The 13,126-nt window shown below is 42.8% G+C and carries 11 protein-coding genes; 5 read left to right on the forward strand and 6 right to left on the reverse strand.

Going from position 1 to position 13,126, the window contains the following annotated elements; translation table 11 throughout:
* Nucleotides 1-11: 11 nt before the first annotated feature.
* Nucleotides 12-227, reverse strand: a complete 216-nt coding sequence (locus OCU56_RS04010) for a YejL family protein (RefSeq protein ID WP_261874259.1) — start codon at nt 225-227, stop codon at nt 12-14.
* A gap of 84 nt (nt 228-311) precedes the next feature.
* Here OCU56_RS04010 and yejK point away from each other — a divergent pair, with 84 nt between their 5' ends.
* Both yejK and asd read left to right on the forward strand, forming a co-directional pair.
* Nucleotides 312-1,313 carry a nucleoid-associated protein YejK gene (gene yejK, locus OCU56_RS04015; RefSeq protein WP_261874260.1) on the forward strand — a complete coding sequence of 334 codons (1,002 nt, stop codon included), beginning with the start codon at nt 312-314 and terminating at the stop codon, nt 1,311-1,313.
* A gap of 184 nt (nt 1,314-1,497) precedes the next feature.
* Nucleotides 1,498-2,616, forward strand: coding sequence for an aspartate-semialdehyde dehydrogenase (gene asd, locus OCU56_RS04020; RefSeq protein ID WP_261874770.1), 1,119 nt, complete (start codon nt 1,498-1,500; stop codon nt 2,614-2,616).
* Nucleotides 2,617-2,822: 206 nt separating this feature from the next.
* Here the strand turns inward: asd and OCU56_RS04025 are convergent, their stop codons facing one another.
* Both OCU56_RS04025 and OCU56_RS04030 read right to left on the reverse strand, forming a co-directional pair.
* Nucleotides 2,823-3,710 carry an ion transporter gene (locus OCU56_RS04025; RefSeq protein ID WP_261874261.1) on the reverse strand — a complete coding sequence of 296 codons (888 nt, stop codon included), beginning with the start codon at nt 3,708-3,710 and terminating at the stop codon, nt 2,823-2,825.
* 109 nt (nt 3,711-3,819) lie between these two features.
* Nucleotides 3,820-4,461: a YchE family NAAT transporter gene (locus OCU56_RS04030; protein WP_261874262.1), complete on the reverse strand. Its 642-nt coding sequence runs from the start codon at nt 4,459-4,461 to the stop codon at nt 3,820-3,822.
* A gap of 599 nt (nt 4,462-5,060) precedes the next feature.
* Between OCU56_RS04030 and adhE the strand changes: the two genes are divergently transcribed.
* A complete protein-coding gene (gene adhE, locus OCU56_RS04035; RefSeq protein WP_261874263.1) occupies nt 5,061-7,733 on the forward strand; it encodes a bifunctional acetaldehyde-CoA/alcohol dehydrogenase in 2,673 nt (890 codons plus the stop codon).
* 135 nt (nt 7,734-7,868) lie between these two features.
* On the opposite strand, the gene OCU56_RS04040 is transcribed toward adhE, so the two are convergent.
* Nucleotides 7,869-8,546, reverse strand: coding sequence for an SDR family oxidoreductase (locus OCU56_RS04040; RefSeq protein ID WP_261874264.1), 678 nt, complete (start codon nt 8,544-8,546; stop codon nt 7,869-7,871).
* A gap of 308 nt (nt 8,547-8,854) precedes the next feature.
* Here OCU56_RS04040 and OCU56_RS04045 point away from each other — a divergent pair, with 308 nt between their 5' ends.
* The gene (locus OCU56_RS04045; protein WP_261874265.1) at nt 8,855-9,874 is read left to right on the forward strand and encodes an IS110 family RNA-guided transposase; all 1,020 of its coding nucleotides are present in this window, start codon (nt 8,855-8,857) and stop codon (nt 9,872-9,874) included.
* Between the two features lie 580 nt (nt 9,875-10,454).
* On the opposite strand, the gene sodB is transcribed toward OCU56_RS04045, so the two are convergent.
* The gene (gene sodB / locus OCU56_RS04050) at nt 10,455-11,039 is read right to left on the reverse strand and encodes a superoxide dismutase [Fe] (protein WP_261874266.1); all 585 of its coding nucleotides are present in this window, start codon (nt 11,037-11,039) and stop codon (nt 10,455-10,457) included.
* 343 nt (nt 11,040-11,382) lie between these two features.
* Between sodB and OCU56_RS04055 the strand changes: the two genes are divergently transcribed.
* On the forward strand, nt 11,383-11,715 hold the full coding sequence (locus OCU56_RS04055; protein WP_261874267.1) for a Grx4 family monothiol glutaredoxin: 333 nt from the start codon (nt 11,383-11,385) through the stop codon (nt 11,713-11,715).
* A gap of 78 nt (nt 11,716-11,793) precedes the next feature.
* Here the strand turns inward: OCU56_RS04055 and OCU56_RS04060 are convergent, their stop codons facing one another.
* The gene (locus OCU56_RS04060; protein ID WP_261874268.1) at nt 11,794-13,119 is read right to left on the reverse strand and encodes a Na+/H+ antiporter family protein; all 1,326 of its coding nucleotides are present in this window, start codon (nt 13,117-13,119) and stop codon (nt 11,794-11,796) included.
* Nucleotides 13,120-13,126: the final 7 nt, after the last annotated feature.

Consider the following 13,126-nt stretch of genomic DNA (forward strand, 5'->3'; position numbering starts at 1 on the left):
GTTATTTATTATTAGTCGTCAACAGAGGCAATTAATGCATCTGAAAAAGTTTTCGCTATGGCTTTTCTTTGTCCCTTGGCCACGTTTTGATTTAGAACATTTGTTGCGATATTACCAACCAACATCAAGCTCAGTTCAGGAGTGGACTTGTGCTTCTCTAGAACGGTAGCAATTTCAGCTAACATGGTTTCAATTTTTTCGTCACTGTATTTGGATGTAATAGGCATAGTTACTCTGCTAATGATAGTGTAAACGGCTTATGATAACCTACTATGAATCACAACTGAAATCACAAGAGATAGAAATCTCCTATGAGTTTACAATTATCCAATGTTATTTTGCATCAATTAGTTAAAGATTCCGATCAACAGCTAGTTGTTAACTATCGAGAAACCGCGTTAGCGAATGATGCCGCCACTGAAAGTTTGGTTGCCGAGCTGCATCGTGTGTTCAATGCTAAAGCAGGTAAAGGCTTTGGTACCTTCTCTGATGAGAGTGAGTTTAAGCTATGGCTAGACAGCGCGCTTGCTGAAGAACAAGACTTTTACACTTTCTCACAAAATAGTGCCAAGAGGCTGGTGGCAGAAATCAGCAAATACTCATTTGCTGAAGAAGGCTTTTTAGTTTTGGCCCGATATCAGTCCCTTGCCACAGACTGTTTGTTTATTGCGCTACTGCCATCTAATGAAAGTTTAAAGATTACGGAAGGGCTGGAAATTAGTGCTACCGATTATCTCGATATCTCAAAAATGGATATTGCGGCGCGTATCGACTTATCCACTTATCAAACAGACAGCGACTCAAATCGTTATCTTACGTTCATTAAGGGACGAGTAGGGCGTAAAGTGTCGGATTTCTTTTTGGACTTTTTGCAAGCAGAAACTGGTTTAGATACGAAACAACAAAATTTAGTTTTGATGCAAGCGGTGGATGATTTTGTCGCGGATGCCAAACTGGAGAAAGACGACGCTAATTCCTATCGCAAACAAGTGGCCGATTACTGTTCTGAGCAAATAAAAAGTGGCGATGAAGTTGAAGTGCGCGAACTGTCTCAAGAGCTGCCAAAAAGTGAAGATGGCACCAGCTTTGTCGAGTTTACTCAAGAGCAAGGCTATGACCTTGAAGAGAGCTTTCCGGGAGATCGAGCTGCAGTACGCAAGTTAACTAAATTTGTTGGCGCTGGTGGTGGTCTTAATGTGAGTTTTGATGCCATGTTGCTAGGGGAACGTATTTTTTATGATCCTGAAACCGATACATTAACCATTAAAGGCACGCCACCGAACCTGAGAGATCAGTTAACCCGCAAAGGTTAAGGCTAAAAACAGGACTTTATGAGAGCGCAATCTTGATGATTGCGTTTTTTTTTGGCTGAACGCATGAAAATTCTTGTCATTCGCTTCAACTTTTTTAACTATGAAAGGTATCAAAGATATTTGATGAATCACTGATGCCCTTTTTTCAGTGATAATCCCCTAAAATTACATGGAGTAAGAGATGATGCGAGTAGGTTTAGTCGGCTGGCGTGGTATGGTTGGCTCAGTTTTAATGCAACGAATGGTCGAAGAAGGTGATTTTGATTTAATCGAGCCGGTCTTTTTCAGCACTTCTCAAGTGGGTATCCCTGCACCAGTTTATGCTGGTAAAGACGCGGGTATGTTGCAAGATGCTTTTGACATTGAAAGCCTAAAACAGCTTGATGCTATTGTGACTTGTCAAGGTGGCAGCTATACCGAAAAAGTGTATCCAGCATTAAAACAAGCGGGTTGGAAAGGTTACTGGATTGACGCCGCTTCTACGTTACGCATGGACAAAAACGCTATCATCACTCTGGATCCGGTAAACTTAGCGCAAATCCAACAAGGTATTCACTCTGGCACATCTACCTTTGTGGGTGGTAACTGTACAGTGAGCTTGATGCTTATGGCTTTAGGTGGGCTTTATGAGAAAGGCCTTGTTGAATGGATGAGTGCCATGACCTATCAAGCCGCATCGGGTGCAGGTGCGAAGAATATGCGTGAACTTATCTCACAAATGGGTGTGGTACAACAGTCGGTGGCGACTGAGCTTGCCGATCCTGCGTCCTCTATCCTAGATATTGATCGTAAAGTAGCAGAAACCATTCGTTCGGATGCCTTCCCAACTCAACAGTTTGGTGCGCCATTGGCGGGCTCATTGATCCCTTGGATTGATGTGAAGCGTGATAATGGACAAAGTAAAGAAGAATGGAAAGCCGGCGTTGAAGCGAACAAGATTTTAGGGCTAGATGGTAACCCTATTGCTATTGATGGCACTTGCGTTCGTATCGGTGCAATGCGTTGTCACGCACAAGCGCTAACCATTAAACTGAAGCAAAACGTACCTATGGACGAGATTGAAGAGATCATCGCCACCCATAACGATTGGGTTAAAGTGATTCCAAATGAGCGTGATATTAGCGCTCAAGAGCTGACACCGGCTAAAGTAACTGGAACCATGTCTGTTCCTGTGGGTCGCTTGCGTAAAATGGCTATGGGGGATGACTTCCTAAATGCCTTTACGGTTGGGGATCAGTTGTTGTGGGGGGCGGCAGAGCCACTTCGCCGTACGTTGCGTATTATCCTGCAAGAAAAACAATAAACACCCAGCATGTTGTTAAAAAGCGCCTTAGGGCGCTTTTTTGTTATTAGGGGTAAATCCCCAGCTGTGCTAGGTCATACCAAGCTATTTTTGAACACTTACTTAGTGTGATTAATGGAATGGCCCCTCTCTACCTAATCGGCTTCAAATGATCCATATTTATTGATGATAAAACAATAACAGTAAGAGAGGAGCCATATATGGTATCAGTCATAATCTGAATGATGGTCAGTAATCTTTACCACACGCTGCTCATGGTCGGGGAGTTCGCTACCGCAATGCTTGCAATGAAAAGCGTCGGGTTCATGGCCATTTTTCATGCAGTTAGGGCACATCACCAAATTGCGATGTTCATAATAGGTTCTCTTCTGCTGCTTTACTTCTTGGCTCATTTCGGCGGTGATAATGCCAGTGGGCACTGCCAATATAGAATAACCCAATAGCATGGTTAATGATGCGATGGCGCGCCCTAGCGTGGTGACGGGGGATATATCACCATAGCCAACGGTGGTGATGGTGACAATGGCCCAATAAATGCTTGTAGGGATGCTGGTAAAGCCGTTTTCAGGACCTTCTATAACATACAGCAGTGAGCCGAAAATCGTCACTAAGATAGCGACCATACTGAAGAAAACAAAAATCTTACGTCGAGAGTTCCATAAAGAACGCATAATGACATTTGAATCTTGAATGTATTGCACCAATTTTAGGATTCGAAAAATGCGCATCACCCGCAATAGTCGCACTACTCCTAGAAAATGAGCGTTAGGCACTAATAGAGCGATATAGAAGGGCAGGATAGCCATTAAATCAACAAAGCCATAAAAGCTTTTAGCGTACGCCCAAGGTTTCGGTGAGCAATACAGACGCAGGAGGTATTCAATGGTAAATAAGAGGGTGAACAGCAACTCAAGATAGGCGAGTTGGCTAAACCATCGCTCATTGACCGATTCCACAGAGCCTAAAATTAACACCAGTAACGAGGCAAGAATAGACACAATGAGACAGATATCGAACCAACGTCCAAGTGCGGTGTCGGTTCGAAAGATGATCACATACAGTTTGTGGCGTAGGCTGTGTTCGAGGTGTGACATATTCATTCTACTTAAATCAGCAATAACAATAGGATAGCACGTAGCTAAAACTTGTATTGAAAAAGCAGAGTTGCGCCTTATTGGCGCGATAAAAGCGCTAAAAAGCCTGCTACTGCATTAAACCTGGGAATAGGGCGCCAATACCACCGGCAATAAACTCAATTCCTAGAGAGCCAAGTATCAAACCCATAATACGAGTAATGACGTTAATCCCTGTTTGGCCTAAAAAACGTACGATGAGAGGCGCAGAGCGAAACAGTCCCCAACAACAAAACGAGAACACGACAACGGTAATCGTCACCGCAAAATAATCTACTGGGCCACTGTGGTTTGAGCCAAATACTATGGTTGAACTTATCGCCCCAGGTCCTGCCATCAATGGCATGGCAAGAGGCACCACGCCCACTTGCTCTTTACTGATGCTTTCTGCTTTTTCTTGCTTGTTTTGTTTTTGTTCACCGAGTTGTCCGTTCATCATTGAAAAAGCAATGCTGACTAACAACAGTCCCCCCGCGATTCGAAACGAATCAAGAGAAATACTGAACATATCCAACAACATTTGCCCAGCAAATAAAGACACAATCAAAATAACGGCGACGGCGATGTTGGCTGTCGATGCGGTTTTGATGCGTTCTTCCGGTGTGAGATGGCTCGTCAACGAGACAAAAATCGGCATGATGCCTACTGGGTTGACGATGGCAAATAAGCCAACAAAAAACTGTAAATATACAGCGATTTCGATACCTTGCATTAACAAACCTTAAATAAAAAACAGGGTGTGAGTGGCGTGTCGCGCTACTTTAATAAAGGAAGCGATTTTACGCTAGTGAAAGTTGCTGTTATTGACCTGAGATTTTTTAAGGCAATGTTTTTCGCATTAGAATTTCTAATGCAAAATTGTAAGGATGGATTGCGGTAGGTATAGGGTTATTATGGTTATGACACTCCCATGATAAGTTGTGTCAATAATGTGCTATTTGTGCTGAAAATTTAGCTTGTTGTGCATTATACAGTGTCTATACTAGGTTCTGGCACGCAATGTGTGGTGAACAGAAGGGCAGGGTGAACCATCAGCATTGCCATTATTAGTGAGCAAATACGGTTATTTATTCGCAACTCAGACAGTGAATAAAGGTTTATTTGTAATACAATATGCTTTTTAGGCTTAGCTAATCTAATACATTTTTCGTGGTATTTCTTTTTCGCTAAGTGATCTGAGTCAATTTTTTTCGCGCAGTGAAATAATATACTCGATTGTGAAAGCTATTTACTAAGATGCGTTTTTACGTAACAAATCACGTAACAAACCTTATTAAAAAGTTTTTAATTTTAAATATCTGGGAGACAACTATGCCTGTAACTAATATGGCGGAACTAGACGCTCTGGTAGCACGAGTTAAAGCAGCTCAAGAAGAATTTGCTACGTTTTCACAACAGCAAGTGGACGCAATTTTTCGTGCAGCTTCTTTAGCCGCTAACCAAGCACGTATTCCTCTGGCTCAGCAAGCTGTGGCAGAATCTGGAATGGGGATTGTCGAAGACAAAGTTATCAAAAACCACTTTGCATCTGAGTTTATCTACAACAAATATAAAGATGAAAAGACCTGTGGCATCTTAGATGAAGATGACAACCTAGGCACTATGACCATCGCAGAACCCGTAGGTATTATTTGTGGTATCGTTCCAACGACCAACCCAACCTCTACCGCTATTTTCAAATCTCTAATCTCACTTAAAACCCGTAACGGCATTATATTTTCGCCACACCCACGTGCGAAAAACTCAACGAATGACGCCGCTAAACTTGTTCTTGATGCTGCAGTAGCAGCCGGTGCTCCAAAAGACATCATTGGTTGGATTGACCAACCGTCGGTTGAGCTTTCTAACGGCCTTATGAAGCACGACGGCATTGCACTTATCCTTGCAACTGGTGGTCCAGGCATGGTTAAAGCCGCGTACTCTTCAGGTAAACCTGCAATCGGTGTTGGCGCGGGTAACGTGCCGGTTGTTATTGATGAAACCGCCGACATTAAACGTGCAGTGGCTTCTATTCTTATGTCAAAAACATTCGATAACGGTGTGGTATGTGCTTCCGAGCAGGCTGCTATCGTAGTAAGCGAAGTATATGACGAAGTTAAAGAGCGTTTTGCGTCGCACAAAGCACACGTATTAAGCAAAGCGGACGCCAACAAAGTGCGTAAAGTGCTACTTATCGACGGTAACTTGAACGCTAAGATCGTAGGTCAGCCTGCGCCAGCTATCGCTGAGATGGCGGGGGTTAAAGTCCCAGCGGATACTAAAGTTCTGGTGGGTGAAGGTCTTGGTAAAGTCTCTTATGACGATGAGTTCGCACATGAGAAACTCTCTCCAACTCTTGGTTTATTCCGCGCAGATAACTTTGAAGATGCGGTAGAACAAGCGGAAACTATGGTAGAAATTGGCGGTATCGGTCACACATCTGGCCTTTACACTGACCAAGACACAAACGCCGACCGTATTCGTTACTTTGGCAATAAACTAAAAACAGCACGTATTTTGATCAATATCCCATCAACACACGGTGGTATTGGCGATCTTTACAACTTCAACGTTGCCCCTTCGCTCACTCTAGGTTGCGGTTCTTGGGGGGGGAACTCTATTTCTGAGAACGTAGGTCCTAAACACCTTATCAATAAGAAAACTGTAGCGAAGCGAGCTGAAAATATGTTGTGGCACAAATTACCTAAGTCTATTTACTTCCGTCGTGGTAGCTTGCCCATTGCATTAGGTGATTTAGAAGGTAAAAAACGTGCATTCTTAGTAACGGACCGCTTCCTATTTAACAACGGTTATGCCGATAACATAGTACAAATTCTTAAGTCTCAAGGCATTGAAGTGCAAACCTTCTTCGACGTAGAAGCGGATCCAACGCTATCGGTGGTTGAAAAAGGCGCGGCAGCAATGCAAAGCTTCCAACCGGATGTGATTCTTGCCCTTGGTGGTGGTTCACCGATGGATGCTGCGAAAATTATGTGGGTTATGTACGAGCACCCAGAAACTCACTTTGAAGAACTGGCGATGCGCTTTATGGATATCCGTAAACGTATTTACAAGTTCCCTAAAATGGGTGAAAAAGCGGATCTTGTGTGTATTACTACCACCTCAGGTACCGGTTCTGAAGTGACGCCATTTGCGGTGGTCACTGATGACAAAACAGGGGCTAAATACCCATTAGCGGATTACGAACTAACACCTAATATGGCTATCGTTGATGCGAACTTAGTGATGAACATGCCTAAGTCTCTGACTGCATTTGGTGGTTACGATGCAGTGACTCATGCTCTAGAAGCTTATGTTTCTGTTCTTGCTAATGAGTATTCAGATGGTCAAGCTCTGCAAGCACTTAAGATGCTTAAAGAATACTTACCATCGAGCTACAAAAATGGCGCAGCAGACCCCATCGCTCGTGAGAAAGTACATAACGCTGCGACTATCGCTGGTATCGCGTTTGCGCAGTCTTTCCTTGGTGTGTGTCACTCAATTGCTCACAAAATCGGTGCTGAGTTCCACTTGCCACACGGTCTTGCGAACGCATTGATGATTTCGAACGTGGTTCGTTACAACGCCAACGACAACCCAACTAAGCAAACCGCCTTCTCTCAATACGACCGTCCACAAGCACGTCGTCGTTACGCAGAAGTGGCGGATCACCTTGGTCTAAGCCAAGCGGGTGACCGTACAGCGCAGAAGATTGAACGTCTACTAACTTGGCTGGAAGAGTTGAAGAAAGAGCTAGATATTCCACTATCTATCCAAGAAGCGGGTGTTAACGAAGCGGATTTCATTGCAAAATTAGATGAGCTTTCAGTAGAAGCGTTTGATGACCAATGTACAGGTGCAAACCCTCGCTACCCTCTTATCACAGAGCTTAAAGAAGTGCTGACTACCTCTTACTATGGCAAGCCATACGTTGAAGGTGAAACGTTTGAAGGCACGACAGTGATCAAGAAAAAAGCAGACCAAAAGACGGCGAAAGCAAAGTAATTCGTTGACCGATTAGGTGGGTGCGAATGCACTCACTTAAATCAAGCAACAGTAAAAATCCCACAGTGAAATCGCTGTGGGATTTTTTATTCAGTCTCATCTACTCGCTTAAACGACAGGCTTTTTCATTAGTGTTTAGCAACACATGACGCGTCCATTAAAGGAATCGTTAGCCACAATGTACTCAGTGTTACGGATCAACTCTTCTCTTATAGAGGCAAAGTTTGTTAAGTCATCATCAAAGGGGCAGTGATGTACACTAGGCAATATCCCTCCTACGCGAATATCAAATGGGTTTAACTCTTTTGCCCAACTTTTAGTTAAACCGCTGACCATAGAACTGGTACTCTCAGTGCCTAAAAGTGTATCAAGCCCTTCATTGGTAAGAATGTTGACGATGACACCTTGGGTGTGGTGTTTACGCATTTGTTCAGCGCAGGCATGCCCACAGCTGAAAAGTGATTGAACAATAATAGAGAATTTTGCGCTGAACTCTTCGGCAGAAGATGGGCTAATGAGTGTGGGGAGAGGGCGGTTTTCCCAATGATTAATTAAAATATCGACCCCTTGATTATAAAACTGTTCAATATAATGAAACATATCGTCGACACGGTGTTGGCTATCACTGGTGAGGGTGTAAGTGCAAACTGAGTAACCCGATTGTAAGCACTCTCTATACGTTTGCTTGAGTAATGATGAACTTTTATCGGTAATAACGACTTTTGCGCCAAGCGAAGCAAAGTGCAAAGCAAGTGTTTTGCCTAATACCGTTCCAGCCGAGGTAATCACCACCACGGAATTATTAATTTTCATTGTACACCACCCAAATTGTCATAGAGCTTTGTCGTATATTGACAGAAATAATCAGTAACTAGCCCTTATACCAATCGTACTAAATAACTGATCATTCTAGCTTGTTAAAATACTCGATAACTGCGTTAGAATTTTTGATTGTAGAATAACGACTTATCGAAAAATTCTGCCTTGTTTTTGAGCATTTTTCCTGCGCTATTTCTGCTCACTTACTTAGTGTGATTAATGGAATGGACCCTCTCTACCTAATCGGCTTCAAATGAGCCATATTTATTGATGATAAAACAATAACAGTAAGAGAGGATCCTATGACAAGCGTAACAGTCGGTTTAGATACAGCCAAATCTATTTTTCATGCTGTAGAGAAAAATTCATCTGGTCGAATACTGAAAAAAGCCAAACTGCCTCGAAATAAATTAGTCAGTTACTTCGCCAATAAAGAGGCTTGTACCATTGCCATCGAAGCGTGTGGAGCGTGCCACTATTGGAGTCGAGCTTTTAGTCAACTAGGACATACTGTCATCATCATTGCACCGCAATATGTTGCTCAGCATCGTATTGGCAACAAAAATGATTTCAATGATGCAGAAGCGCTTGCTGATGTTGCACAACGCGAAGATGTGAGAACGGTTCCGCCGAAAAGTATTGAGCAGCAAGATGCACAACTGCTACATCGAGTGAGGGAGCGATATGTGAAGCAAAGAACCGCGTTAGGCAATCAGATTCGAGGTCTCTTAGCTGAGTATGGAGTCGTCATCCCCAGAGGCATCTCTTCTCTAAGAAAAGCCTTGCCTTTTGTTTTAGAAGATTCAGAGAATGAGCTGAGCACTCTTGTTCGAATCATGCTCGATGAGCTTAATAATGAACTCATTACTTGGAGCGACAAAATAAAAAACATCGATAAGCTTTTTGTTCAGCAGGCTCGAGAGAACCAACAGTGTCAAAAGCTTCAAACTATGACAGGAGTTGGGCCATTAATTTCGAGCATTCTCTGGGTGGCTCTTGGTGACGGTAAGAATTTCAAAAATGGTCGCCATTTTTCTGCCTGGTGTGGTCTGGTGCCAAAACAGCACTCTACAGGTGATAAAGCTCGCTTATTAGGAATAAGTAAGCGAGGAAATACCTACTTACGAACTCAACTTATCAATGGAGCGAGAAGCGCTTTGAAGCATGCCAAAAATAAAGATGACAAACTCAGTGTTTGGGCGGTGAATTTAGAATCTCGAGCCGGATTCAATAAAGCTTGTGTGGCGCTCGCGAATAAGATGGCCAGAATGGCTTGGGCAATGATCGTAAAACAAGAAGACTACAAAATTCAAGCAGCCTAGCTATAGTAGCGTAGTAACAAAAACTAGAAGAACCTTTTCAACAAATTGCTAAAGAAACAATATGATGATTGAAGGCTCATAACCACCTAGTTCAAATCAGTTAATACCAAAGGCTCTTTGAAGCCGTGCCGATTGATATGATAACTAGGTTCGGATATCCATCATGGCGGGTGAACCTGATACCCAAAGCCGAATATATGGGAGCAATTGAGTATCAGAAATTATCATAGTTGTCTCTTGCAATAAGAGAGGGTCCATATATGGTATTACCTTGGCACTACAAATGCCTTTTTAATGACGCTTTGCCTGTGTGATGCCTAGTCTGTTTAGGTTTCAATTACTAATTAAGATTGCGAGTCCTATCAATAGCAAAGGACTGATATAAATATAGTGAATAAGAGGTGAGTTATAGGGTGGTTTGTTGTGGTTACTTTGTGTGCATTACTAAATTAAGGGGTAGCTCACAGTTTATTGTTAGCTAGGACACAAAAAGGAAGGACTTTTGTAAAGGGGATCATAGTGAACGAAAAGAGGGCAGCCAGTAGTGGCTACCCTCATTATTCAATAAACTATGAACGTATTATTTAGCTAGATTCTCTGCAACGAATTCCCAGTTAACAAGAGCCCAGAAACCATTCATGTATTCTGGACGAACGTTACGGTAATCAATGTAGTAAGCGTGTTCCCATAGGTCGACAGTAAGAAGTGGTGTAACGCCTTCTTCTGTTAGAGGAGTTGCTGCATTTGAAGTGTTAACGATGTCTAGTGAACCGTCAGCCTTTTTAACAAGCCAAGTCCAAGAAGAGCCAAAGTTGTTAATCGCAGAGTCAGTGAATTTTGCTTTAAATTCTTCAAAAGAACCAAACGCTGTGTTGATAGCATCGGCTACCGCGCCTGTTGGTTCACCACCTGCTTTTGGCGCTAGACAGTGCCAGTAGAAAGTGTGGTTCCAAATTTGTGCTGCGTTGTTAAATACACCACCAGTAGAGGTTTTAACGATCTCTTCTAATGTTTTACCTTCAAACTCAGTACCAGGGATAAGACCGTTTAGCTTAACAACGTAAGTGTTATGGTGCTTGCCGTGGTGAAATTCTAGAGTCTCAGCAGAGATGTGTGGTAGTAGTGCGTCTTTTGCGTAAGGAAGAGCTGGTAATTCAAATGCCATTTGCTCGGTTCTCCATTTATGGGGGCTAAGCCCTAAGCTTCCAGTGTGAAAATAATTTGCCTTTGCTAAGGCGACAATCCTAACAAAGATAGGTGACAACGGTGTCGTTAGAACGACGTGTAGTGCAAATTAGTTATTTGATTTCGAATGCATTCTATCAATTTTTGCCATTAATAAAAGGTTAGGCAACAAATTTATAATATTTGATAACCTATTGCATGTGTTTATGCCAACAATTGTGTAAATCTGCAACAATAACCTTAATTATATTATGGTTTTTATTCTAAACTAGTCAGGTAAAATGGCACGATATTATAAAGAGTACAAGGATCCGAGGACCGATATGGAAACCCTAGATAAAATTAAACAGCAGATCGAACAAAACACCATTCTTCTATATATGAAAGGCTCACCTAAGCTTCCTAGCTGTGGATTTTCATCTCAAGCATCTCAAGCGCTAATGGCTTGTGGTGAGAAGTTTGCCTATGTGGATATTCTGCAAAATCCAGACATCCGTGCCGAGCTCCCAGCTTATGCTCAATGGCCAACATTCCCTCAATTGTGGATAGAAGGCGAGCTGATTGGTGGTTGTGACATTATCATCGAAATGTTCCAGAAAGGTGAACTGCAACCCCTTATTAAAGAAGCGGCTGCGCGTTCAGCAAGCGAAGAGTAAGCGGGTGCACTAGGCTCTAAGAGCTTGGCAGTAAACGAAAAAAGGCTTCCCTAGGGAAGCCTTTTTAATGAATGACGTTTACAGAGTCATTGCTGCAATCCATCCAAAAATAATTAATGGGATATTGTAATGGATAAACGTAGGAACCACGGTTTGCCAGATGTGTTCATGTTGTCCATCCATATTGAGGCCTGATGTTGGGCCAAGAGTGGAGTCAGAAGCCGGTGAACCGGCATCACCAAGGGCTGCGGCTGTCCCCACTAGTGCAACGATGGCCATTGGCGAAAATCCAAAGGCTGTGGCGAGTGGTACATAAATAGTTGCGATAATAGGGATAGTCGAAAAAGAAGAGCCAATACCCATAGTCACCAATAAACCTACAATGAGCATTAATAACGCTGCCAGTGGTTTGTTGTCACCAATAGAGGTCGACAATGCTTGAACTAAGGTTTCAACACCCCCCGTGGCTTTCATGACAGCAGCAAAACCTGCTGCGGCAATCATAATAAAGCCAATCATTGCCATCATGTGTACACCGCGAGTAAACACATCGTGTGTTTCTTTCCACGCGATTACGCCACCAAAGGTAAAGACCATAAATCCAGCAAGTGCGCCGATAATCATTGAACCTGTATATAACTGCACAGAAAGAGCAGCAATAATACCTAATACAGCCACTAGTACATGCTTTTTATTGATGTGGCTTGGCTCCGCATCAATTTGCATCATTTCCGTTTCTTGGTAAGTACGAGGTTTACGGTAGCTAACAAAAATAGCAAACAGCAGTCCAGAAATCATACCCAGTGCAGGGAGTAGCATTGCCATTGGCACATCGGATGCGGTGATATTTTGCAGGCCGTTATCATGCAGGTTTTTTAACAAAATATTGTTAAGGAAAATGCCACCAAAACCAATAGGTAAGATCATATATGGTGTGACTAAACCAAAGGTGAGTACACAGGCAATCATACGGCGATCAAGGTTCAATTTAGCAAACACAGCAAGAAGAGGTGGAATAAGAATAGGGATAAATGCTATGTGAACAGGGATAACGTTTTGCGATGACATAGTGATTAGCACAAGAATAATAAGCACACCGTACTTGAGACCAGTGGAGGCTGAATCACTCTTTTGTCCATTAATGCGTTTGATAACACTTTGTGCTAGCAGATCAGTAATGCCTGATTTAGAAATGGCGACAGCAAAGGTACCAAGCATTGCGTAACTTAGCGCTATGGTAGCACCGCCACCTAAGCCACCTTCAAATGCTGAGATGGTATCGGTGATATTCATGCCAGCGGTAAGCCCACCAACAATGGCACTGAAGGTTAACGCAACGACAACGTTAACACGCATCAATGCCAATAAAAGCATGATGCAAACGGATATAACAACAGGGTTCATTTTCTTT

Origin of the sequence: Vibrio rarus, from assembly GCF_024347075.1 — a bacterium.
In the GTDB taxonomy this organism is placed as follows: domain Bacteria; phylum Pseudomonadota; class Gammaproteobacteria; order Enterobacterales; family Vibrionaceae; genus Vibrio; species Vibrio rarus.

Coding starts and splice junctions, on each gene's coding strand:
- OCU56_RS04010 (WP_261874259.1), bottom strand. CDS start 227: ATGCCTATTACATCCAAATACAGTGACGAAAAAATTGAAACCATGTTA.
- yejK (WP_261874260.1), top strand. CDS start 312: ATGAGTTTACAATTATCCAATGTTATTTTGCATCAATTAGTTAAAGAT.
- asd (WP_261874770.1), top strand. CDS start 1,498: ATGCGAGTAGGTTTAGTCGGCTGGCGTGGTATGGTTGGCTCAGTTTTA.
- OCU56_RS04025 (WP_261874261.1), bottom strand. CDS start 3,710: ATGTCACACCTCGAACACAGCCTACGCCACAAACTGTATGTGATCATC.
- OCU56_RS04030 (WP_261874262.1), bottom strand. CDS start 4,461: ATGCAAGGTATCGAAATCGCTGTATATTTACAGTTTTTTGTTGGCTTA.
- adhE (WP_261874263.1), top strand. CDS start 5,061: ATGCCTGTAACTAATATGGCGGAACTAGACGCTCTGGTAGCACGAGTT.
- OCU56_RS04040 (WP_261874264.1), bottom strand. CDS start 8,546: ATGAAAATTAATAATTCCGTGGTGGTGATTACCTCGGCTGGAACGGTA.
- OCU56_RS04045 (WP_261874265.1), top strand. CDS start 8,855: ATGACAAGCGTAACAGTCGGTTTAGATACAGCCAAATCTATTTTTCAT.
- sodB (WP_261874266.1), bottom strand. CDS start 11,039: ATGGCATTTGAATTACCAGCTCTTCCTTACGCAAAAGACGCACTACTA.
- OCU56_RS04055 (WP_261874267.1), top strand. CDS start 11,383: ATGGAAACCCTAGATAAAATTAAACAGCAGATCGAACAAAACACCATT.
- OCU56_RS04060 (WP_261874268.1), bottom strand. CDS start 13,119: ATGAACCCTGTTGTTATATCCGTTTGCATCATGCTTTTATTGGCATTG.